Raw genomic sequence first — 22,505 nt, forward strand, 5'->3', positions numbered from 1 at the left:
TCGAAAAACCATCTAAGCGGCGGGGTTTCTTGGCCCCGCCGCTTCTTTTTTGGTTTCCGGTGTCGCGTCGCAAAAGCTGCTTTTCTATCAATGGCTTAACCGTTTTTGTGACATCGAATTAAAAAAATCGATTGAAAACAAGGGGTTAGAGCTATTGAGAGACGTGCGGTGGCACTGCGCCTATGGTGCGCCGCACCATCTTTTTTGCCGGATTTCTGCGGAAAAAGCCTTGGTCGGCACTTCCACGCGGGTCTAACCTCAATGTCCTAAACCGCACCACATTCCAAGCGATGGGGCATTCAAAGTGAATAAGAACGATCTGATTGCAGAAGTGGCCGAACAGACCGGCCTGTCTAAAACCGATGCGACAACAGCAGTTGAAAGCGTCTTCGACCAGGTCACCAAGACCCTACAGGGTGGTGACGAAGTCCGGATCGTCGGATTTGGGACTTTCAGTGTGTCGCAACGCGCTGCCAGTGAAGGGCGTAATCCACGCACTGGCGAGAAGATTCAGATACCTGCGTCCAAGCAGCCTAAGTTCAAGGCTGGCAAGGGCCTGAAGGATGCTGTGAACAGCTGATTTCAGCAGACGTCTATTGGGCACCGCTGAGTACGGCCCTTTTGATTGGTACCAGGACGGCCTGAGCGCCCCGACAGGGGCTGCCGGGCCGTTTTGCGTTGCTCGGCCCCGAAAAGATCCAAAAGTGTCCAGAAGCAGCCAAATCCCTCTTGGCGAATGACGTGAGGTGGCGTATGACCTGCCTCCGCGCTCCGTCAAGAGAGCGCGTCAGCCATACGGCATCACATGGGCGGTTAGCTCAGCTGGAAGAGCATCTCGTTTACACCGAGAGGGTCGGCGGTTCGAGCCCGTCACCGCCCACCATGTGCCTTTGATCCCCCAGAATGATCTTCCAACTATCCGGCGCTTAGCCGGGCATTTACCTTTGATATCTAGATTGCGTTGAGTTGCAGTTCGGAGCGACGAGGAAGTCGTACGCCGAAAACACCGGCTTGATGTCCGGGATGCAGGTCAGGGCGAAGAACTATGAAGGACACAGGTCCGGAGGCACCCAGCATTGATGCTGCTGACAGTGCGCCTTCTATCGATTGGCTGCCAAGTCCGACGCTCCTGGTAAGCGCTCAGGGTGAATGCTTTTCGGCATCAGATACTGCGTGCGAATTGCTGTCTATGGACCGCGAGGCCCTTCTTGGGGGCGGTTGGATCAGCACCTTCCGTGGTACCGACGAAAATATTCGCTGGATCGCATCCATGGCGGGTCTCCAGGGCGGTTCATTGTCGATGGACCTCGCGGCCGCGACACAACCTGGCCGGTCATTCCAACTTGAGTTCAAGCCGGCGCCCAACACGCAGGGCATGTTGTTCGTTTGCCTGTCCGAGACCACTTTGGAACGACAGGCCCGGTGGGCTACCGATCACTACAAGACACTGCTGGATCGTATTCAGACCGTAAGCAACACAGGTTACTGGCGTTATGACGTCTCTACCGGAAGTGTTTTGTGGTCTGACCGCGTGTTTGAAATCCACGGTCTCGAACCTGATCCTTCAGGCGTAGACATCGATACCGCCATAGCAGCGTATCATCCCGATGATCGCCAGCGTGTGCGTGACTGCATCAGTCATAGCCTTGAGACCGGTGAAGCATTTGACTTTGACTTACGCATTGTCCGCCCCGATGGGAGCATTCGACATGTTGTATCACGGGGCGAAGTTGAAAATGCCGACGAGCCCGGTGCCGCAAGACTGTTTGGTGTTTTCCATGATGTGACATCGGAGCGCGAAGAAGACCTTGCAAACCAGGTAACACAAGAGCGTCTGCGGATGGTTGTAGAGGCCTCCCGCGACGGACTGTGGGATTGGGACTACGGGTCCAATGTCATTTTCATGTCTGAGCGGCTCAAGGAAATCCTTGGTTTGACTGAAACAGGAAATGCGTTTGACGCAGATTCCGTAAGAGCATTCATTCATCCCGAACATCGAAAATCGTTCTACAGCCTCGTCGAAAGGTCCTTTGCAACAGGCAATCGGTGTGAAGGTGAAGTTCGATTCATAAGAGCTGATGGCACCGATGGATGGGTTCAGGTCAAAGCCGTCGCGTCATTCGATAGCGATGGCAAGCCCGGCCGTGTTGTATGCGCCGTAGGGGACATTACGGAGCGCCGCCGCGCCGAAGAAGAATTGCGTCAGGCGCGCGCGGATGCGTTGGAAGCCAGCGAAGCCAAGTCCAAGTTTGTTGCAACTGTCAGTCATGAATTGCGTACACCGCTCAACGGCATCATCGGGATGCTCGATCTCCTGACCAGCGCCAAGTTGAACTCAGATCAGCAGCCCCTTGCCGATATCGCCATCGACAGTGCCCGTGGCTTGCTTGCGATCCTCGATGACCTGCTTGACCTTTCGAAACTGGACGCAAACCGGCTCGAACTGAATCCGGTCGAATTTCGACCGTACGACTTGGTGCAGGGAGTCATTCACCTGTTTGCACCGGGGGCCGCGCAGCGCGACATGGGCATTTTCCTGAACGTGGACCCACATGTGCCAGACGCGATTGTGGCTGACAAGGTACGATTGCGTCAGATCCTGTCCAACCTCATTGGCAATGCGCTGAAGTTTACAGATGCAGGTACCATCAATGTCCATCTGTCATTGACCAAAGGGACAGAAGGGCAAGCCCAGTTGAGGTGCTCGGTTCAAGACACGGGCATTGGAATTGATAGCGACGCACAGGCGCGACTTTTCGAACCCTACGTTCAGGCCTCCGGCAAGACATTCGAGGAATTCGGCGGCACCGGATTGGGGCTTGCCATATGCAAGCAACTCGCCGAACGCATGGGCGGCAAAATTGGAGTGGACAGTAAGCCCGGTATGGGCAGCACTTTCTGGTTCACCGTGGATTTTGCCGAACCCGAAAACGCTGCTGGTGATGAGCATGTGGCGCCTACACGCACGGCCATGCAAATGAGGTTCAGGGGCGCAAATGTTGACGCTTCCTCAGAGCCAGCGCTGAAATTAGATGAGCCGGCAGTCCGATTGCCATCGAAGCTTGAAGCCGTGTCTGCGCCATCCGCCGACCGCGACCCGTCAAAGCCCCATTTGCTGATTGCCGAGGACAATGCTGTGAACCAGAGGGTTATCACGGCAATGGTCTCAAGGCTTGGATACACCTACGACCTTGTGGAAGACGGAGCACAAGCGATTGAAGCTGTTCGCGGTACCGCGTACGACGCCGTGCTGATGGATGTCCAGATGCCGAACATCGATGGTGTTATGGCGACCCGCCTCATCCGTGAAGAAGAACGTGATACCGACCGCAATGTACCCATTATAGCGATTACCGCTCATGCAATGCGGGGCACCAAGCAGGACTACCTGGCTGCGGGGATGACCGACTTTGTACCCAAGCCGATTTCAGTCAAGGCGCTGGCTGTAAGCCTCCACAAACTCTGCGGCAGCAAGTCAAATGACAGTGCGGATGAGAATTCCACAGCTTTAGGGTCTGCAGGTGCTTGACACCTACCTATAGGGTGCCCTAGACACGCCGCTCTGCAGCGCAAAACTGTGCCTGTGGAACCCTTACGCGGGGGTGTAGCTCAGTTGGTTAGAGTGCCGGCCTGTCACGCCGGAGGTCGCGGGTTCGAGTCCCGTCACTCCCGCCATTTTCAGCAAGTCTGAGAATGGCGGTTTGCGTATCAGGAAGCAGCCACGATTGTGTGCTTGGAACTCCCCAAAACTCAAATTTCGTTCATTGGTACGGTTGGATTTGGCTTTGCGAGAACGGACCATTGATCCGTCCGCCTGGCGCAAAGCCGGGTCCGATGGGATGCCCAGACTCAAGATACAACTTGGCGGCTTCGACACGCTCGCCCGGTGGGGTCTTGCGAGGCATCGCACCAACAAAGAGAGCTGAAATCGCGGGTTATTAATAACGCCTCGCAACACCGGCCCACACATGCGTCCAGCGCAGTCTCGACATGCGAAAAAGCAGCGAAAACCACTCGTTCAGTACGTTGAAATGCTGCGGCGCGGGGATATAGTGGCGCCCAATCCTGACTGCAAGTGAATCGCCATTTATTTTGGTCGAGAAACAGTGGGAAGGTCAGAAGGCGCGGCGAAACAGCCGGGTCGCGGGATATGGCTTCTCATGTCCCCACAAACACGTTTAAGACAGGGCCCATGCCTGAGCTTCTTGCCAATTACCTGCCGATCATTTTCTTCCTCGGCATTTCCATCGTGCTGGTGACCGCTTTTCTGGTCGCACCGATGGTTATTGCGCCGTCAAACCCTGACCCGGAAAAACTCTCTGCCTATGAGTGTGGGTTCAACGCCTTTGACGATGCGCGCATGAAGTTTGATGTGAGGTTCTATCTGGTCGCGATCCTCTTCATCATCTTTGACCTCGAAGTGGCATTCCTCTTTCCCTGGGCAATCTCTTTAGGTGAGATCGGCATGTTCGGGTTCTGGTCGATGATGGTGTTCCTCGGCATCCTGACCATTGGGTTTGTATATGAGTGGAAAAAAGGTGCGCTGGAATGGGAATAGAAACCAAAGATGGTGTCCTGGTCCCTGAAGACACCGGCGGCCTTATTGATCCCAACACCGGCTATCTGATGCGGGCGCCGCAACCGTCTGATGCGGATAATGATCCACTGGTCCGGCAGATTACCGAAGAAATGGACGACAAGGGCTTTGTCGTAACCAGCCTGGAAGACCTCATCGCATGGGGACGCACCGGTTCATTGATGTGGATGACCTTCGGTCTGGCGTGCTGCGCTGTTGAAATGATGCAGTCCTCCATGCCGCGTTATGACGTCGAGCGATTTGGCTTCGCCCCGCGCGGCAGCCCCCGCCACTCAGACGTGATGATCGTGGCGGGTACGCTGACCAACAAGATGGCTCCCGCATTGCGCAAGGTGTACGACCAGATGCCGGAACCCCGGTATGTGATCTCCATGGGATCCTGCGCTAACGGCGGTGGCTACTACCACTATTCCTACTCTGTCGTGCGCGGCTGCGACCGTATCGTACCAGTTGACGTGTATGTCCCAGGCTGCCCGCCTTCGGCTGAAGCATTACTCTACGGCATTTTGCAGCTTCAAAAGAAAATCCGGCGTACAAGCACGATCGTGCGCTGACCTAACCTGCACGTGCCATCTGGCACAGTGCGTCCCGCCCAAAGGTTGCTGATGCGCAGCCTGTAACGAGAACAGCGAAAGCAAGCCATGTCGGTTGTTGACGTGACGCCCAGCGAAGAAACTCTCACGGACCTTGCAGAGCAGGTGTCCGCAGGCCTTGGCGATCTTGTAGAGAGCCAAGAGGTCGCGTTTGATGAGTTGGCGATTACAGTACCTGCTGGCGAGATCGTCCGGGTCCTGAAGTTTCTGCGTGATGGAACTGGTTGTGAGTTTACGACTCTCATCGACATCACTGGCGTCGACTATCCCGCAAGGCAGCGTCGGTTCGACGTGGTTTATCACCTGCTCTCCATGACCCTGAACCAACGCATCCGCATCAAGATTGAGGCTGACGAGGATACGCTGGTCCCAAGTTGCGTTTCTGTTTACCCGGTAGCCAACTGGCAAGAGCGTGAAATCTGGGACATGTATGGCGTTCAGTTTGCCGGCCACCCGGACCTTCGTCGTCTTCTTACCGATTACGGCTTTGAAGGCCATCCGCTGCGCAAGGACTTCCCACTCACGGGCTACTACGAAGTGCGCTATGACGACGAACAGAAGAAAGTCGTCTATGAGCCTGTAAAGCTTATGCAGGAATTCCGCAGCTTTGATTACATGAGCCCGTGGGAAGGTGCTGAATATGTCCTTCCAGGGGATGAGAAGGCGGAGCAGCCCAAATGAACATTGCCCCGACAAATGTCTCCCCCGGCGACGATGCCAACAAGACTGACAACATAACCATCAATTTCGGTCCACAGCATCCGGCTGCTCATGGCGTGCTGCGCCTCGTGCTTGAGATGGATGGTGAAGTGGTCGAGCGTGTCGATCCACATATTGGTTTGCTCCATCGCGGCACTGAAAAGTTGATGGAACAGAAGACCTATCTGCAAGCTGTGCCGTACCTGGATCGCCTCGACTACGTGGCGCCCATGAACCAGGAACACGCCTTCGCGATGGCCGTTGAACGCCTGCACGGCATTACGGTTCCCAAGCGTGGGCAGCTCATTCGAGTGCTGTACAGCGAGATTGGCCGGTTGCTGTCACACATCCTCAACATCACGGCACAGGCGCTGGATGTGGGCGCGATGACGCCGATCGTTTGGGGTTTCGAAGAGCGCGAGCGCTTGATGGTGTTTTACGAACGCGCATCAGGCAGCCGCATGCATGCAGCGTATTTCCGTCCAGGTGGCGTACATCAAGACCTGCCCAACGAGTTGCTGGATGACATTATGGTCTTTTGCGACGAGTTTCCGCAGGTTATGAATGACATTGAAGCATTGCTGACGGGCAACCGCATTTTCAAACAGCGCAATGTTGATATCGGGGTGGTCACCAAAGAAGACGCGCTTGCGTGGGGTTTCTCCGGCGTGATGGTTCGTGGGTCCGGCATGGCATGGGACCTGCGCAGGTCACAACCTTACGAGTGTTACTCAGAGCTCGAGTTCGACATTCCCGTCGGCAAGAATGGCGATTGCTATGATCGGTATCTTTGCCGCGTCGAGGAATGCCATCAATCCGTCCGCATCATGAAGCAGTGCCTGGAAAAGCTGCGTAGTCCGGAAGGTACGGGACCGGTCTCATCGACCGACGGCAAGATTGTGCCGCCCAAACGCGGCGAGATGAAGCGCTCCATGGAAGCGCTGATCCATCACTTCAAGCTCTATACTGAGGGCTATCATGTGCCTGCCGGTGAGGTGTATTCAGCGGTAGAGGCACCCAAGGGTGAATTCGGCGTATTCCTGGTTTCTGATGGGTCCAATAAGCCTTACCGGTGCAAATTGCGCGCGCCTGGCTTTTCGCATCTGCATGCGATGGATCATTTGTGTAAGGGCCACATGCTGGCGGACGTGTCTGCCATTCTAGGCTCCCTTGATATTGTGTTTGGCGAGGTGGACCGATGAGCGTCCGGCGGCTGGATCCCAACCAGCCTGAAAGTTTTGCGTTCACTCCAGAAAACCTGGAGTGGGCAAAGAAGACTATTGCGAAGTATCCTGACGGTCGTCAGGCGTCCGCAGTCATTCCACTGCTTTGGCAGGCGCAAAAGCAGCACGACTACTGGCTGCCGGAGCCTGCTATTCGAGTTGTCGCTGAGATGTTGGACATGTCTTACATCCGCGTACTTGAGGTCGCGACCTTCTACACGATGTTCAACTTGTCGCCGGTGGGGAAGCACTTCATCCAGCTTTGCGGCACGACACCTTGCTGGCTGCGTGGTGCGGACGACCTCAAAGAAGTCTGTCGCAAGCGGATCGGCGAGCAGAGCACAGTTTCCACCGATGGGAACTTCTCGTGGCTTGAGGTTGAGTGCCTCGGCGCTTGCGCCAACGCTCCCATGGTTCAGATCAACGATGACTACTACGAAGACCTGAGCGCTGAGAATTTTGAAAAACTGCTGGACGACTTGGCGGCTGGACAGGATGTGAGCATTGGCTCCCAGACCGGTCGAAAGTCATCAGAGCCAGCTGGCGGCGCGACAACGCTTCAGGATGTTCCGCACATGTCTGCAGAAGGTGAGGGAGCCTAGTCATGCTTGAAGACAAGGATCGCATCTTCACGAACCTGTATGGCTTTGAAAGCTGGAACCTGGAAGCTGCTCGCAAGCGCGGCGATTGGGACGGCACCAAGGAACTGCTGGCCAAGGGCCGCGATTGGATCATCGAGGAAGTCAAAAAATCCGGCCTGCGCGGACGTGGTGGCGCGGGCTTTCCGACAGGCCTGAAATGGTCGTTTATGCCGAAGGAAAGTGACGGTCGCCCTCACTACCTTGTGGTCAATGCAGATGAGTCCGAACCCGGCACCTGCAAGGACCGCGAAATGATGCGGCATGATCCGCACAAACTTATCGAAGGCTGCCTCGTTGCCGGCTTCGCCATGGGCGCTAATCACGCCTATATCTATCTGCGAGGTGAATACATTTTTGAGCGCGATCGTTTGCAGGATGCTGTCGACGAAGCCTATGAGGCAGGCCTCATCGGTCCAGACGCATGCGGCTCTGGTTATCCGTTTGATGTGATCGTCCACCATGGCGCGGGCGCATATATCTGCGGTGAAGAAACGGCACTGCTTGAGAGCCTGGAAGGCAAGAAGGGCATGCCGCGGCTGAAGCCGCCATTCCCTGCCAATGTAGGCCTCTATGGCAACCCGACGACCGTCAATAACGTCGAGAGTATTGCTGTGGCGCCCACCATCCTGCGTCGTGGTGGTGATTGGTTCGCCGGCTTTGGTCGCCCTGGCAACACCGGCACCAAGGTTTTCTCGATCTCCGGGCACGTGAACAATCCGTGCAACGTGGAAGAGGAAATGTCGATCCCGCTCAAGGAACTGATTGAGCGACACGCTGGCGGTGTGCGTGGTGGCTGGGACAATCTGCTGGCAGTCATCCCTGGCGGGTCTTCTGTTCCGCTACTTCCCAAAGACATCTGCGACACTGTCCTGATGGATTTTGACGCACTCAAGGACGTGCAATCAGGGCTGGGAACAGCGGCTGTAATTGTCATGGACAAGTCGACGGACATCATCAAGGCGATCGCGCGTCTGTCCTACTTCTACAAGCATGAAAGCTGTGGTCAGTGCACCCCATGCCGCGAAGGCACTGGTTGGATGTGGCGGGTCATGGAACGCATGGCAAAGGGCGAAGCTGAGGTCGATGAGATCGATACGCTCCTCAAAGTCACAAAGCAGGTCGAAGGTCACACCATCTGTGCGCTGGGCGATGCCGCCGCATGGCCGGTACAGGGCGTCATTCGCCATTTCCGGCCGGAATTTGAAGCACGAATTGCTGCCCGCAAGGCCACCGCATCCAGCGGTGGTTCAGCGGTCGCAGCGGAATAGTCAGGATACGGATCACGAGCATGGGCGAACTGCGCACCATCAAGGTTGACGGCGAAGAAGTTGAGGTCGATAGCGATCTCACGTTGCTGCAGGCGTGTGAAGAAGCAGGCAAGGAAATTCCTCGCTTTTGCTATCACGAGCGCCTGTCTGTCGCTGGTAACTGTCGCATGTGCCTGATTGAGGTGAAGGGCGGCCCGCCCAAACCCGTTGCATCGTGTGCTCAAAACGTCAAAGACCTGCGTCCTGGCCCTGAGGGTCAGCCACCGGAACTGTTCACCAATACCAAGATGGTGAAAGACGCCCGCGAAGGCGTGATGGAATTCCTCCTGATCAATCATCCTTTGGATTGCCCGATCTGTGACCAGGGTGGCGAGTGTGATCTGCAGGATCAGGCCATGGCTTACGGGACGGACGGCTCGCGTTACGCTGAAAACAAGCGCGCGGTCGAAGACAAACACATTGGACCGCTGGTCAAGACGATCATGACCCGTTGCATCCATTGCACCCGCTGCATTCGGTTTGCGACGGAAGTGGCCGGCGTGCCCGAATTGGGCGCCATTGGCCGCGGTGAAGACATGGAGATCACCACCTATCTTGAAGAGGCCATGTCGTCCGAACTTCAGGGCAACGTGATTGATCTTTGCCCGGTTGGCGCATTGACCTCGCGTCCTTACGCCTATCAGGCCCGTCCTTGGGAACTGAAGAAGACCGAAACCATTGATGTAATGGATGCCCTTGGCAGCAACATTCGCGTTGATGCGCGCGGCAAAGCCGTCATGCGGATCATTCCGCGCAATGCAGACGACATTAACGAAGAGTGGATTTCTGACAAGACGCGTTTTGTATGGGATGGCCTTGGGCGTCAGCGCCTGGACCAACCCTATGTGCGCAAGGATGGCAAGCTGAAGCCGGCTTCATGGAATGAAGCGTTCGCGGCGATTGCCGAGCGGCTCAATGGACTTGACGGCGCCAAGTTTGCGGCCCTCGCCGGGGACCTTGCCTGCTCCGAGAGCATGAAAGCACTCAAGGATCTGTCGGCAGCTATTGGCAGCAGCAATATTGATTGTCGTCAGGATGGCACCAAGCTCGAAGCTGGAGCCAGAGGCGGCTATCTTTTCAATTCCGGCATTGAAGGCATTGATGAAGCCGACGCGGTCCTGCTCATCGGGTCAAACCCCCGCGTTGAAGCACCGGTACTCAATGCACGTCTACGCCGTCGGTGGCGTGAAACAGGCATGCAGGTCGGCAATATTGGCCCTTCACGCGATCTGACCTATCCGGTGACAGAGTTGGGAGCGGGTCCTGATACCTTGAAAGAAGTAGCAGCCGGCACGCATTCCTTCGCGCAGGTTTTGAAAGACGCCGAGAAGCCAATGATCATCATCGGCCAGGGCGCAGTGACGCGGGCTGACGGCGCAGCTGTTTTGGCGAGCGCTATGACATTGGCTAACAGCGTCGGTGCAATCTCTGGCGAGTGGAACGGCTTCAACGTGCTTCACACAGCAGCGGCACGGGTCGCGGGCCTTGATCTCGGCTTCGTACCCGGCGAGGGCGGCAAGGATACAACGGCTATTCTGGACGCCGCGCGCGCGGGCGACGTCGAAGTGGTCTATCTGCTTGGTGCCGATGAAATAGATGGCACTCAGTTTGGCAAAGCTTTTGTGATCTATCAGGGTAGCCATGGCGACCGAGGTGCGCACCGTGCGGACGTGATTTTGCCCGGAGCTGCCTACACAGAAAAATCGGCCACATGGGTCAACACTGAGGGACGCGCTCAGCAAGGTCGACGTGCGACATTCCCACCTGGTGATGCGCGCGAGGACTGGTCAATTATTCGGGCACTCTCTGATGCCATCGGCAAGACACTGCCTTATGACAACCTCGCCCAGTTGCGCGAAGCCATGTATGAGGACGCGCCTCACATGATGCGTATCGGCCAGGTTGAAGCCGGTGACATGCCTACCCTGGCTGCAGGCGACCTGGACTCCGCAGCATTTGAGTTGGCCATTTCAGACTTTTTCCTGAGCAACCCGATCGCGAGAGCAAGCAAGACAATGGCAGACCTGTCATTGGCTGCAACGCATCGTGTTGCACAGGACACGACTTCAAAAGAGGCGACCGGCACCAATGGCTGATTTCCTGAGCACATACGGTCTGACCGGAGCCATCATTGTTGGGCAAACACTGCTCACCATCGTTGGTTTGCTCCTGCTGATCGCATTTCTTCTTTATGCGGACCGCAAGGTCTGGGCAGCTGTCGCCTTGCGCCGAGGCCCCAACGTGGTGGGACCATTCGGTCTGCTTCAGACCTTCGCTGACTTTCTGAAATTCGTCTTCAAGGAATTTGTTATTCCTTCCGGCGCCAACAAGGGTGTGTTCGTTCTTGCACCTATTGTGGCCGCTGTTCTGGCCCTGACCGCATGGTCGGTTATTCCGATGGCAGAAGGGTGGGCCTTGGCTGACATCAATGTCGGTGTGCTCTTCATCTTCGCGATATCGTCACTTGGTGTTTACGGGATCATCATGGCCGGCTGGGCATCCAATTCGAAATACCCGTTTATGGGTGCACTTCGGTCCGCTGCTCAGATGGTTTCCTACGAAGTATCGCTCGGCTTCGTCATTGTGACTGTGCTGCTGGTGGCCGGATCATTGAACCTTTCGGACATCGTGCGGGCCCAGGATGGCAACTACGGAATGCTGAATTGGTTCTTTATTCCACTGTTCCCGATGTTCGTCATTTTCTTTATATCGGCACTGGCTGAAACCAACCGCCCGCCATTTGATTTGCCCGAAGCTGAAGCGGAGCTCGTAGCGGGATTTGCGACCGAGTATTCGTCCACGCCTTACATGTTGCTGTTCCTGGCAGAGTATGTGGCGATCCTGCTGATGTGCGCCATGATAACCATCCTGTTTCTGGGCGGGTGGTTGCCGCCGGTGGATATTGCGCCGTTCAATTGGATTCCTGGTTTCTTCTGGTTCTGGTTCAAGGTCATTTTCATCTTCTTCATCTTCGCAATGGTGAAGGCGATGGTCCCAAGGTACCGCTATGACCAGTTGATGCGTCTTGGCTGGAAAGTGTTCCTGCCCTTGTCGCTGTTTTATCTCGTGGCCACGGCCGGCGTGCTTGTCGCGTTCGACCTGTTGCCGGCGTAAGGAGACACACGAAAATGGCATGGCTAGATCAGTCCGCCCGGTCGCTCTTTCTGACCGAGTTTGTGTCGAGCTTCTTTCTGGCGCTGCGCTATATGGGCAAGCCGAAACCGACATTGAACTACCCGTTCGAGAAGGGGCCTATTTCTCCGCGTTTCCGCGGTGAACATGCGTTACGCCGCTACCCGAATGGCGAAGAGCGGTGCATTGCCTGCAAGCTGTGCGAGGCCATCTGCCCGGCCCAGGCCATTACCATTGAAGCGGCACCTCGTGGCAATGACGGTACGCGCCGCACCACCCGCTACGACATCGACATGGTGAAGTGCATTTATTGCGGGTTCTGTCAGGAAGCCTGTCCGGTTGATGCAATCGTGGAAGGTCCAAACTTCGAGTTTGCAACCGAGACACGCGAAGAGCTGATGTATGACAAGGCTCGGTTGTTGAGTAACGGCGACCGCTGGGAACGTGAGATTTCGAAGAACATGGAATTGGACGCGCCTTACCGTTAAGCGCGGTGGGCACGTCTTGAGATTTGACTGATATGCAGGCCATTTGCCTGCACCATTTTTGAACCGGGCCGGGGGGCTCAAATAAGATGATCGTTGCAACGATTGCGTTCTACGTCTTCGCGTCTATCGCGGTGGCGTCTGCTGTGATGGTAATCGCAGCACGCAACCCTGTGCATTCGGTTCTGTTCCTGATCCTGACCTTCTTCAACGCTGCGGGCCTCTTTGTGCTCATGGGCGCTGAGTTTGTGGCAATGATTTTGGTCATTGTTTATGTCGGTGCGGTCGCGGTGCTGTTCCTGTTTGTGGTGATGATGCTGGATGTGGACTTTGCGGAGTTGCGCGAAGGCTTCCTGCAGTACATGCCGTTTGGTGCCCTCATCGGCTTCATTCTTCTCCTTGAACTGTTGCTGGTTGTTGGGGCTTGGACCATTGCGCCAGAGGCAGCGGCCCTTGCTGCATCACCGACTCCCATCTTGACCGATGTGACCAACACAGAGGCCATCGGGCGTGTGCTGTACACAGACTACGTCTACTACTTCCAGGCATCAGGCATGATCCTCCTGGTCGCGATGATCGGTGCCATCGTGCTGACCCTGCGCCACAAGGAAGGCGTCAAACGTCAGTCCATTGCGCAGCAGGTCGCCCGTACCCGCGAGCAGGCGGTCGAGCTTAAAGATGTAAAACCGGGCCAGGGCATTTAGGGGGACAAGGACATGATTGCTATCGGCCTTGGCCATTATCTTACCGTCGCAGCACTGCTGTTCACGCTGGGCATCTTCGGCATCTTTCTCAACCGAAAGAACATCATCATCATTTTGATGTCCGTCGAGTTGATGCTGCTTGCCGTGAATATCAACCTTGTCGCGTTCTCCACACAGCTTGGAGATCTCGTTGGGCAGATTTTTGCGATGATCGTTTTGACCGTTGCAGCTGCTGAAGCAGCCATCGGCCTTGCCATCCTGGTTGTGTACTTCCGAAACCGCGGCTCCATCGCGGTTGAGGACGTCAACCTTATGAAGGGTTAGGGGCGCGCCACCCATGTATTCAGCCATTCTCTTTCTGCCCCTGATCGGCGCCCTTGTTGCAGGCCTTTTTGGCCGCGTGATTGGCCATCGTGGCGCCGAAGTCGTTACGACGGCATTATTGCTTCTGGCAGCGCTATTGTCCTGGATCGCATTCTTTGATGTCGCCATCGGCGGCAACACTGCGCAGGTCCATGTGCTGCGCTGGATTGACTCCGGCGCACTTGAAGTTGACTGGATGATCCGGATTGATTTCCTGACAGCCGTCATGCTCGTCGTTGTGACATCCGTCTCCTCCCTGGTTCATGTGTATTCGATTGGCTACATGAGCCATGACCCGCACCGGGCGCGCTTCTTTGCCTATCTGTCACTCTTCACCTTCGCCATGTTGATGCTGGTGACGGCCAACAATTTCGTCCAGCTGTTCTTCGGCTGGGAGGGCGTGGGCCTCGCGTCATACTTGCTGATCGGCTTCTGGTACAAAAAGCCATCGGCCAATGCGGCCGCCATGAAGGCATTTGTCGTGAACCGCGTGGGTGACTTCGGCCTGATCCTTGGATTGGCCGGTATATTCATGGTTTTTGGATCGCTCGACTTCGATACAGTGTTCGAAATGGTGCCGACGGTAGCCGGTGAGACTTTCCATTTCGCCGGTATGCAGCTGGATATCATGACGACCATCTGCCTGCTGTTGTTCATGGGCGCGATGGGCAAGTCGGCGCAATTCCTGCTGCACACCTGGCTGCCTGACGCCATGGAGGGCCCGACACCGGTATCCGCCCTCATCCATGCGGCGACCATGGTTACGGCTGGTGTCTTCCTGGTGGCACGAACGTCTCCGATGTTTGAGTTTGCCCCGGACGCACTTTGGGTTGTGACACTTGTTGGCGCGACCACTGCGTTCTTTGCGGCAACAGTTGGTCTTGTTCAAAACGACATCAAGCGTGTGATCGCATACTCAACCTGCTCACAGCTTGGCTACATGTTCGTTGCGCTTGGGTTGGGTGCGTACCAGATCGCCATCTTCCATCTTTTCACCCATGCGTTTTTCAAGGCGCTCTTGTTCCTTGGATCAGGATCAGTCATTCACGCCATGTCTGACGAACAGGACATGCGAAAAATGGGCGGTCTTTACAAAATGATCCCGGGTACCTGGATCATGATGATTATCGGCACATTGGGGCTGACCGGCTTCCCGTATCTGGCCGGCTACTTCTCCAAGGACGCAATCATTGAAGCAGCCTACATGGCAAATACCGAGTTGGCGGGGTACGCATTTGCCATGACGGTCATTGCGGCCCTTATGACCAGCTTCTATTCATGGCGCCTGATTTTCATGACGTTCCATGGGGAAAGCCGAGCTTCGAATGAAGTCATCAGCCATGTGCATGAAAGCCCCTGGGTGATGCTCATTCCGCTGATCGTGCTTTCAATTGGGACCGTGCTGGCTGGGTTCCCGTTCACTGAATTCTTCGTTGGTCATCACCAGGACGAATTCTGGAACGGGGTTGTCCTCAACCAGACTGATATAATGGAAACCTTCCACAACGCACCTGCATGGGTTGTGTGGTCACCATTTGTAATGATGTCGCTAGGCTTTGCCACGGCATGGCTGTTCTACATAGCTCGTCCCGAGATTCCAAAGAATCTCGCCCGAGAGCAGCAGCCGCTGTATCAGTTCCTGCTCAACAAGTGGTACTTCGACGAGCTCTACAATCTCATCTTCGTACGTCCTGCCATGTGGCTGGGCAACTTCCTGTGGAAGCGGGGAGACGGGTTCGTGATCGACGGGTTTGGCCCCAACGGCATCGCCGCCCGCGTGATGGATATCACGCGCAACGTTGTGAAACTGCAGACCGGCTACGTTTACCACTACGCCTTCGCGATGCTCATCGGCGTCGCCGCGTTTATTACTTACTACTCGCTGATGGGGGCCAACTAAGCCATGTCTGACTGGCCAATCCTGTCCCTCGTTACTTTTCTGCCGTTGCTGGGTGCACTGTTCATTATGTTCATCCCCAATGGGGAAGAGGATGTAGCTGCCCGCAATGCAAGGTTTGTGGCGCTGTGGACGACGCTGATCACGTTCGCCATTTCGCTGATCCTTTGGATCGATTTCGATTACACCACAGCTGACTTCCAGTTCGTTGAAAAGCACGCATGGCTGGGCGGTATTGCGTCCTATCACATGGGTGTTGATGGCATATCGGTGCTGTTCATCGTCCTGACCACGCTGCTGATGCCTGCCTGTATCCTTGCAAGTTGGACGAGTATCAAGAAGCGCGTGAAGGAATACATGATTGCGTTTCTCGTTTTGGAAACGTTGATGATCGGTGTCTTCAGTGCGCTGGACCTGGTGCTTTTCTATCTGTTCTTTGAAGCCGCACTCATTCCGATGTTCCTGATCATCGGTGTGTGGGGTGGTGCCAACCGCGTTTACGCGAGTTACAAATTCTTCCTCTACACGCTTCTTGGCTCAGTCCTCATGTTGCTGGCCATGATGGCCATGTACTGGACGGCTGGAACCACTGACATTCCAACACTGCTGAACCATGAGTTCGCAGCGGACATTCAGACTTGGCTGTGGCTGGCGTTCTTTGCCAGCTTTGCCGTCAAAATGCCCATGTGGCCGGTGCATACATGGCTCCCTGACGCGCACGTGGAGGCCCCGACAGCTGGGTCCGTCATCCTTGCTGGTATTCTGCTCAAGATGGGTGGGTATGGGTTCCTGCGTTTCTCGCTGCCCATGTTCCCAATCGCATCAGACCTGTTCGCACCCATGGTGTTTGGTCTTTCGATTGTTGCGATCATTTACACGTCGCTGGTGGCGTTGGCACAGACGGATATCAAGAAGCTCATTGCTTACTCATCGGTGGCGCATATGGGCTTTGTGACGATGGGTATCTTTGCCATCAACATGCAGGGTGTGCAGGGCGGCATCTTCCAGATGATCAGCCACGGCTTTATTTCCGGCGCATTGTTCCTGTGTGTCGGCGTGATTTACGACCGCATGCATACGCGTGACATTTCCGCCTATGGCGGGTTGGTTCACCGCATGCCGGTTTATGCGGCCATCTTTATGCTGTTCACGATGGCAAATGTCGCCTTACCTGGCACGAGTGGCTTTGTCGGAGAATTCCTGACAATTGTTGGTGTCTTCGCTGTAAACAGTTGGGTAGCCATTCTTGCGACCACCGGTGTCATTTTGTCTGCCGCCTACGCACTGTTCTTGTATTGGCGCGTGATCTTCGGTGAGCTCGAAAAAGACAGCCTGAAGAACATACTTGATCTCAATCGCCGTGAGTTGATCACCCTGGTGCCATTGGTACTGCTGGTGATCTTCTTCGGCGTGTATCCATCTCCCATACTCGATGTCACCGCTGTGTCCGTGGAAAATCTTCTGACAAATGCGAATGCTGCCATTGAGGCCCACAACGCAACCGGTGCGGCATCGTCCGTCGCTGGTTTGCAGTAAAGGGGGAGGGGAAAAATGGAAGCCGCTTCTGTCATGCCTGATCTTGCACCGGCTCTGCCGGAAATCATTCTCGCCATCGGCGCCATGGCGTTGTTGATGTTTGGCGTGTTCCGCAAAGACGATGACGCAGGTCCAGTCGCTATGGGTGCGATCGCGCTGTTCATCATCACTGGCGCTGCAATGGTTATGGCGCCGAGTGAAACCGCAACGACATTTGGCTTCAGCTTCATCGCGGATCCGTTCGCGCGCTTTGTGAAGATCCTCATTCTTGTTGGCGCTGGCGCGACACTGTTAATGGGCATCTCGTCCATGCGTGCCGACAATCTCAACCGCTTCGAGTACCCGGTGCTTCTTGTTTTGGCGACCCTTGGCATGTTCATGATGGTCTCGGCCAATGGACTGATCGCTCTTTACATCGGCATCGAACTTCAAAGTCTCGCGCTTTATGTTGTCGCGGCTTTTAAGCGCGACAGTCTGAGGTCGTCAGAAGCAGGGCTGAAGTACTTTGTCCTGGGCGCATTGTCGTCCGGCATGCTCCTGTATGGCGCGTCTTTGATCTACGGATTTGCAGGAACGGTGTCCTACGCCGGTCTTGGAACGGCGCTATCGGACGGTGCATCAATGGGCGTCGTCATTGGGCTGGTCTTCTTTTTGGCGGGCATGGCGTTCAAGATTTCCGCTGTTCCATTCCATATGTGGACACCGGATGTGTATGAAGGTGCGCCAACCCCTGCAACGGCATTCCTGGCGGCGGCACCCAAAGTTGCTGCTGTCGCAATGTTGGTTCGTGCGCTGATGGAGGCATTCCCCGGCCTCATGGCCGAGTGGCAGCAGATCATTTTCTTCATGGCGGTTGCTTCAACGCTTCTTGGCGCTTTCGCTGCGATTGGTCAGAACAATATCAAACGACTGATGGCGTATTCCTCGATCGGTCATGTGGGCTTCATTCTGATCGGTCTATCCGCGGGCACCCAGGAGGGTGTTACGGGTGTGCTGGTGTATCTGGCTGCCTATGTTGCGATGACAATCGGTACTTTCGCGTGCATTCTCACCATGCGTCGCCCCGAAGGTGCCGTAGAGAGCATTGACGATCTGGCCGGCCTGTCTCGTCACCAGCCGATCCTGGCGGCGGTGTTGGCGATCCTGATGTTCTCACTCGCAGGCATTCCACCCTTCATCGGTTTCTTCGCAAAGTACTTTGTGTTCCTCGCCGCGATCGAGGCAGGGCTGTATGTCCTGGCCATCATTGGTGTCCTGGCAAGCGTTGTCGGTGCTTACTACTATCTGCGTGTCATCAAGGTCATGTACTTCGACGAACCGGCAGTCCCATTTGAGAAGCCGATAGCAGGCGACATTCGTTTTGTCCTCACCATTGCTGCAGCCTTTGTCACTCTCTTCTTCGTTTACCCGTCTCCGCTTCTCGATAGCGCGGCGGCGGCTGCAGGCTCGCTGTTCTGAGCACGCGCACATCACGACCTGATGGATGGCCTGCCGGTTTGGGCCTGCATCATCATGCTCAAATTGATTCAACGAATGAAGAAGCGCGCCGGCTTGCCAGCAGTGGCGCACGTGGGCCTGCATGGATATGCGCTGATACACAGTCCGCTGGACGTGGCCGCCGGGGCAGGGCCTGGATGTCGGAGCCCGGAAACCTTTTCTGTACTCACCTGTACGCGCCCGAATGCCCTTTGCCACGGGCGGCAGAACTTTCATTCGTGACGGCCTTGTCGGTACATGATGCTGTTGAAGGCTTGGGCGTTCAGAGCCTCGCGCTCAAATGGCCCAATGACCTTCTGATTGATGGTGCAAAAGTAAGCGGGATACTGATTGAATCAGCACCCGGGCCCACTGGCCATCCAAGTGCAGACCCCCTCCTTGCGATAGGGATCGGTGTAAATATAACTGCAGCGCCGGATGACACGCCTTACCCTGCAACTTGCCTGATAGGGCATGGTGTTTCGATTACACCGCTGGACCTGCTTGCCAGACTTGCTACGGCTTTTCAGGCCCGTGCAGCGCAGTGGAACAGGGGCGCCGGGTTTGAAACTATTCGCAATGATTGGCTGGCACGCGCACGCGGCGTTGGCGGACCAATAACCATCCGCCTTCATGATGAAGTGATTGAAGGAGAGTTTGTATCTCTTGATGCTGATGGTGCACTAGAGATACGCGCTGGTGATACACTACGCAAAATTTCGGCGGGCGATGTGTTCTTTCCCAACACGCCGTCCCGCAATTCAGCCTGAGGTAGATCATGCTGCTGACAATTGATACCGGCAATACCAATACTGTCTTTGGCATCCATGATGGCAAAGAGTGGCGCGCTCAATGGCGGACATCCACAGCGACGGGCCGGACTGCGGACGAATACATCGTCTGGTTGTCCGAACTGATGCGTATGCAGCAAATGGAAATCAGCGATGTCACAGGCTGCATCATTTCAACTGTTGTACCCCAATCGCTCTTCAACCTGCGCAACCTCAGCAGACGCTATCTGAATATTGAGCCCAAGGTCATCGGCGAAAATGTAGAGCTTGGGGTCGCGGTTGATATGGACAACCCGCGCGAGGTCGGGGCTGATCGGTTGGTCAATGCGGTTGGCGCATTTGTATCCCACGGGGGACCACTTCTGATCGTGGATAGCGGCACGGCAACCACATTTGATGTGGTTGATGACAACGGCGCCTTTCAAGGCGGCATCATTTCACCTGGCATCAACCTCTCAATGCAGGCATTGCATGATGCGGCTGCCAAACTGCCCCGTGTTGCTATCGAGCGTCCGGAGCAAACCATTGGGCGCAATACAGTAGAGGCCATGCAGTCGGGTGTATTCTGGGGCTACATCTGTTTGATTGAAGGGCTGATTGATCGCGTGAAGGCCGAGTTCGGAAAGCCGATGAAGGTTGTTGCGACGGGTGGGGTCGCGTCGCTCTTTGACGGTGCAACGGACAAGATCGATGTGTTTGACCCGGACGTCACGAGCGTTGGCCTGCTTGAGATTTACGGCCGCAACTCCTGATGGCAAAATCCAATGGGCCTGCCGGTATCAATGATGAACTCGTGTTTCTGCCTCTAGGCGGAACCGGCGAGATAGGTATGAATTTCAACCTGTATGGTTACGGACCTGCAAAGGACCGTAAGTGGCTGGCTATCGATCTGGGGATCACGTTTCCTGATGCCACCGAGCCGGGCATTGACGTCATCACACCTGACCCGATGTTCATAGAAGGCGAGCGGGACAACCTGCTGGGCCTGGTTCTCACCCACGCCCATGAGGACCATATCGGAGCGGTCCCGCATCTTTGGGAACGACTTAAGTGCCCCCTTTACGCAACGCCATTTACCGCTGCCATGTTGCGCGGGAAGCTGGCCGAGCATGGACTGCTGAATGATGTGCCGCTGCATGAAATTCCACTGGGCGGTCACCTGACTCTCGGGCCTTTCGAGATGCAGTTTGTGACGCTGACGCATTCAATCCCCGAGCCCAACGCAATCGCCATCCGTACACCGCTCGGCAATGTGATGCATACCGGCGATTGGAAGATCGACGATAACCCACTGATTGGCGATACGACTGATATTGCGACGCTCAAGGCATTTGGCGATGAGGGCGTCCGCGCGATTGTGTGTGACAGTACAAATGTCCTGTCTCCAGGGCGTTCGGGCTCTGAGGCCGATGTACGGAAGAACCTGACAGCTCTGATCGGAACTCTGACCGGCCGTGTGGCCGTGACAACATTCGCATCAAACCTTGCGCGTCTAGCAACCATCATGGAGGCAGCCGCTGCAAATGATCGCAGCACGGTCCTTGTGGGCCGAAGCATGCACAAAATCACAGCTGCCGCGCGGGAAACAGGATACCTGAAGGGAATACCTCTCCCGGTGGCCGAAGATGATGCGGGTTACCTGCCTCCGGACAATGTTCTGTACCTTTGCACTGGTAGTCAGGGAGAGGCGCGGGCCGCCCTCTCGCGCATTGCCGATGACAGTCATCGACATATCTCCTTGAGTGAGGGCGACACAGTGATTTTCTCTTCGAAAATCATTCCCGGTAATGAGTTGCCGATTTTCGAATTGCACAACCGCTTGTCAGAGCGCGGCATCGATGTGCTGACGGAAAAAGATCATGATGTGCATGTCTCCGGACATCCCTGCCGCGATGAACTGACCATGATGTATCAGTGGATAAGACCTGAACTTTCCATTCCTGTGCATGGAGAGCCTCGTCATCTGCTTGCGCATGCAGAGCTGGCAGAAGAACTTCAGGTGCCCGAGCAACTGGTTCTTCGAAACGGACTCATGGCGCGCATTGCGCCGGGCCCAGCAGAAGTCATTGATGATGTACCGGCAGGCCGATTGCATCTTGATGGCCGCATATTGGTACGGGCAGGAGAGGCGCCTTTGCGCGAACGTCGTCAGATGTCGTTTGCCGGCAATGTCGTCGTCTCACTTGTGGTGGATGATGATGGTCAGTTGCTTGCAGATGCCGATGTGGCCGCAACTGGTATTCCTGACCTCGAAGATGATTTGAGTATTGAAGACACGTGCGCGGAAGCGGCCGAAGACGCAGTCAACCGCATGCGAAAGTCTGCCAGGCGGGATGACGATGCTGTGGCTGAAGCAGCCCGGCGGGCCGTACGCGGGCGCATCCGTTTTTTGTGGGACAAGAAACCCCCGGTGCGCGTTCTAGTTACGCGTGTTTAGGTAGACGACAGGAGGACGAGCAAATGTCTTTGGCAGGTGGGATCGCCATTTTTGGGCTGATTTGGTTTCTGGTGCTGTTTGCAGTGCTTCCATTTGGCGTGCGTACAAGTGCTGAAGCAGGTGACACGCTGATTGAGGGTGCTGCAGAGAGTGCGCCGGCCAAGCCGCAGCTCTTGCGCAAAGTTCTCGTAACGACCGGCGTTGCGTTGGCCATCTGGTCGGTTGCATTTGCGGTGCTGGAGTACAGGTTGATTGCCCTGGACGATGTGCCGTTCTTGCCCCGCTTTGAAGACGCCAAATAGCTGAACGTTGAGCAGGCGCCGCTTGGGTCCCGTCGAACGGGTATCAAAAACAGGAGCAGACAGAAAAAAAGCAAGGCCCATAAGGACCTTGCTTTCTAGTTTGCTTCCTTCCCCTATCGCTGCGAGCAAGCGGTTAGATCGCCGCGCGAAAATGGTCTTGGGTTTGCCCTTAGTGACCTTGGTAGGGGGAAGCTCTCCTCCCTAAACTTGGGCCATCTTGGAGCGAAAAACGCCCGTGACAGCCCCCTTTTTATTGTGACAGCACTATTACAAGAGCCGCGACACCCTGTCACGTGCTTTTTGCAGGTCAGTGATGAATTTT

20 protein-coding genes and 2 tRNA genes are annotated in these 22,505 nt (G+C 55.6%); all 22 read left to right on the forward strand.

The genetic code is table 11. The annotated features are described in order from the left end of the window. Positions 1–304: 304 nt before the first annotated feature. The 22 genes from BN1012_RS05735 (at position 305) to BN1012_RS05840 (ending at position 22,183) form a co-directional block, all read left to right on the forward strand. On the forward strand, positions 305–580 hold the full coding sequence (locus BN1012_RS05735; RefSeq protein ID WP_043948883.1) for an HU family DNA-binding protein: 276 nt from the start codon (positions 305–307) through the stop codon (positions 578–580). Between the two features lie 227 nt (positions 581–807). Next, a tRNA-Val gene (locus BN1012_RS05740) sits at positions 808–883 on the forward strand. 162 nt (positions 884–1,045) lie between these two features. Beyond that, positions 1,046–3,529: a PAS domain-containing hybrid sensor histidine kinase/response regulator gene (locus BN1012_RS16720; RefSeq protein ID WP_052534674.1), complete on the forward strand. Its 2,484-nt coding sequence runs from the start codon at positions 1,046–1,048 to the stop codon at positions 3,527–3,529. Between the two features lie 69 nt (positions 3,530–3,598). Then, a tRNA-Asp gene (locus tag BN1012_RS05750) sits at positions 3,599–3,675 on the forward strand. A 517-nt stretch (positions 3,676–4,192) separates the two neighbouring features. Further along, on the forward strand, positions 4,193–4,558 hold the full coding sequence (locus tag BN1012_RS05755; RefSeq protein WP_043948884.1) for an NADH-quinone oxidoreductase subunit A: 366 nt from the start codon (positions 4,193–4,195) through the stop codon (positions 4,556–4,558). Positions 4,559–4,626: 68 nt separating this feature from the next. After that, entirely contained in the window at positions 4,627–5,151 is a 525-nt protein-coding gene (locus BN1012_RS05760; RefSeq protein WP_275450970.1) for a NuoB/complex I 20 kDa subunit family protein, read from the forward strand. 87 nt (positions 5,152–5,238) lie between these two features. Then, on the forward strand, positions 5,239–5,871 hold the full coding sequence (locus tag BN1012_RS05765) for an NADH-quinone oxidoreductase subunit C (protein WP_043948886.1): 633 nt from the start codon (positions 5,239–5,241) through the stop codon (positions 5,869–5,871). Next, positions 5,868–7,091, forward strand: coding sequence for an NADH-quinone oxidoreductase subunit D (locus tag BN1012_RS05770; RefSeq protein WP_043948887.1), 1,224 nt, complete (start codon positions 5,868–5,870; stop codon positions 7,089–7,091). Before BN1012_RS05765 ends, BN1012_RS05770 begins: the two co-directional genes overlap by 4 nt. Beyond that, on the forward strand, positions 7,088–7,714 hold the full coding sequence (gene nuoE / locus BN1012_RS05775) for an NADH-quinone oxidoreductase subunit NuoE (RefSeq protein ID WP_043948888.1): 627 nt from the start codon (positions 7,088–7,090) through the stop codon (positions 7,712–7,714). The genes BN1012_RS05770 and nuoE overlap by 4 nt, the downstream gene beginning before the upstream one ends. Positions 7,715–7,716: 2 nt before the next feature. Continuing rightward, positions 7,717–9,021, forward strand: a complete 1,305-nt coding sequence (gene nuoF, locus BN1012_RS05780; protein WP_043948889.1) for an NADH-quinone oxidoreductase subunit NuoF — start codon at positions 7,717–7,719, stop codon at positions 9,019–9,021. Between the two features lie 20 nt (positions 9,022–9,041). Continuing rightward, on the forward strand, positions 9,042–11,156 hold the full coding sequence (nuoG, locus tag BN1012_RS05785) for an NADH-quinone oxidoreductase subunit NuoG (protein WP_043948890.1): 2,115 nt from the start codon (positions 9,042–9,044) through the stop codon (positions 11,154–11,156). Further along, entirely contained in the window at positions 11,149–12,174 is a 1,026-nt protein-coding gene (nuoH, locus tag BN1012_RS05790) for an NADH-quinone oxidoreductase subunit NuoH (protein ID WP_043948891.1), read from the forward strand. The genes nuoG and nuoH overlap by 8 nt, the downstream gene beginning before the upstream one ends. A 14-nt stretch (positions 12,175–12,188) precedes the next feature. Continuing rightward, a complete protein-coding gene (nuoI, locus tag BN1012_RS05795; RefSeq protein ID WP_043948892.1) occupies positions 12,189–12,680 on the forward strand; it encodes an NADH-quinone oxidoreductase subunit NuoI in 492 nt (163 codons plus the stop codon). A gap of 86 nt (positions 12,681–12,766) precedes the next feature. Then, positions 12,767–13,381, forward strand: coding sequence for an NADH-quinone oxidoreductase subunit J (locus tag BN1012_RS05800; protein WP_043948893.1), 615 nt, complete (start codon positions 12,767–12,769; stop codon positions 13,379–13,381). A gap of 15 nt (positions 13,382–13,396) precedes the next feature. Beyond that, positions 13,397–13,705, forward strand: a complete 309-nt coding sequence (gene nuoK, locus BN1012_RS05805; protein ID WP_043950699.1) for an NADH-quinone oxidoreductase subunit NuoK — start codon at positions 13,397–13,399, stop codon at positions 13,703–13,705. A 13-nt stretch (positions 13,706–13,718) separates the two neighbouring features. Continuing rightward, on the forward strand, positions 13,719–15,644 hold the full coding sequence (gene nuoL / locus BN1012_RS05810; protein ID WP_043948894.1) for an NADH-quinone oxidoreductase subunit L: 1,926 nt from the start codon (positions 13,719–13,721) through the stop codon (positions 15,642–15,644). 3 nt (positions 15,645–15,647) lie between these two features. Beyond that, complete coding sequence (locus BN1012_RS05815; protein ID WP_043948895.1) at positions 15,648–17,177, forward strand: NADH-quinone oxidoreductase subunit M; 1,530 nt, start codon at positions 15,648–15,650, stop codon at positions 17,175–17,177. A 15-nt stretch (positions 17,178–17,192) separates the two neighbouring features. Then, complete coding sequence (gene nuoN / locus BN1012_RS05820; protein ID WP_043948896.1) at positions 17,193–18,635, forward strand: NADH-quinone oxidoreductase subunit NuoN; 1,443 nt, start codon at positions 17,193–17,195, stop codon at positions 18,633–18,635. A 38-nt stretch (positions 18,636–18,673) separates the two neighbouring features. After that, on the forward strand, positions 18,674–19,423 hold the full coding sequence (locus BN1012_RS05825) for a biotin--[acetyl-CoA-carboxylase] ligase (protein ID WP_043948897.1): 750 nt from the start codon (positions 18,674–18,676) through the stop codon (positions 19,421–19,423). Positions 19,424–19,431: 8 nt separating this feature from the next. After that, on the forward strand, positions 19,432–20,196 hold the full coding sequence (locus tag BN1012_RS05830) for a type III pantothenate kinase (RefSeq protein WP_122381346.1): 765 nt from the start codon (positions 19,432–19,434) through the stop codon (positions 20,194–20,196). After that, positions 20,196–21,881: a ribonuclease J gene (locus tag BN1012_RS05835; protein ID WP_043948899.1), complete on the forward strand. Its 1,686-nt coding sequence runs from the start codon at positions 20,196–20,198 to the stop codon at positions 21,879–21,881. The genes BN1012_RS05830 and BN1012_RS05835 overlap by 1 nt, the downstream gene beginning before the upstream one ends. 23 nt (positions 21,882–21,904) lie before the next feature. Continuing rightward, complete coding sequence (locus BN1012_RS05840; RefSeq protein ID WP_043948900.1) at positions 21,905–22,183, forward strand: DUF1467 family protein; 279 nt, start codon at positions 21,905–21,907, stop codon at positions 22,181–22,183. Positions 22,184–22,505: the final 322 nt, after the last annotated feature.

Origin of the sequence: Candidatus Phaeomarinobacter ectocarpi, assembly GCF_000689395.1 — a bacterium.
In the GTDB taxonomy this organism is placed as follows: domain Bacteria; phylum Pseudomonadota; class Alphaproteobacteria; order CGMCC-115125; family CGMCC-115125; genus Pyruvatibacter; species Pyruvatibacter ectocarpi.

Coding starts and splice junctions, on each gene's coding strand:
- BN1012_RS05830 (WP_122381346.1), top strand. CDS start 19,432: ATGCTGCTGACAATTGATACCGGCAATACCAATACTGTCTTTGGCATC.
- nuoG (WP_043948890.1), top strand. CDS start 9,042: ATGGGCGAACTGCGCACCATCAAGGTTGACGGCGAAGAAGTTGAGGTC.
- BN1012_RS05765 (WP_043948886.1), top strand. CDS start 5,239: ATGTCGGTTGTTGACGTGACGCCCAGCGAAGAAACTCTCACGGACCTT.
- nuoN (WP_043948896.1), top strand. CDS start 17,193: ATGGAAGCCGCTTCTGTCATGCCTGATCTTGCACCGGCTCTGCCGGAA.
- nuoF (WP_043948889.1), top strand. CDS start 7,717: ATGCTTGAAGACAAGGATCGCATCTTCACGAACCTGTATGGCTTTGAA.
- BN1012_RS05755 (WP_043948884.1), top strand. CDS start 4,193: ATGCCTGAGCTTCTTGCCAATTACCTGCCGATCATTTTCTTCCTCGGC.
- BN1012_RS05835 (WP_043948899.1), top strand. CDS start 20,196: ATGGCAAAATCCAATGGGCCTGCCGGTATCAATGATGAACTCGTGTTT.
- BN1012_RS05840 (WP_043948900.1), top strand. CDS start 21,905: ATGTCTTTGGCAGGTGGGATCGCCATTTTTGGGCTGATTTGGTTTCTG.
- BN1012_RS05800 (WP_043948893.1), top strand. CDS start 12,767: ATGATCGTTGCAACGATTGCGTTCTACGTCTTCGCGTCTATCGCGGTG.
- nuoE (WP_043948888.1), top strand. CDS start 7,088: ATGAGCGTCCGGCGGCTGGATCCCAACCAGCCTGAAAGTTTTGCGTTC.
- BN1012_RS05815 (WP_043948895.1), top strand. CDS start 15,648: ATGTCTGACTGGCCAATCCTGTCCCTCGTTACTTTTCTGCCGTTGCTG.
- nuoL (WP_043948894.1), top strand. CDS start 13,719: ATGTATTCAGCCATTCTCTTTCTGCCCCTGATCGGCGCCCTTGTTGCA.
- BN1012_RS16720 (WP_052534674.1), top strand. CDS start 1,046: ATGAAGGACACAGGTCCGGAGGCACCCAGCATTGATGCTGCTGACAGT.
- BN1012_RS05770 (WP_043948887.1), top strand. CDS start 5,868: ATGAACATTGCCCCGACAAATGTCTCCCCCGGCGACGATGCCAACAAG.
- BN1012_RS05760 (WP_275450970.1), top strand. CDS start 4,627: ATGCGGGCGCCGCAACCGTCTGATGCGGATAATGATCCACTGGTCCGG.
- nuoI (WP_043948892.1), top strand. CDS start 12,189: ATGGCATGGCTAGATCAGTCCGCCCGGTCGCTCTTTCTGACCGAGTTT.
- nuoH (WP_043948891.1), top strand. CDS start 11,149: ATGGCTGATTTCCTGAGCACATACGGTCTGACCGGAGCCATCATTGTT.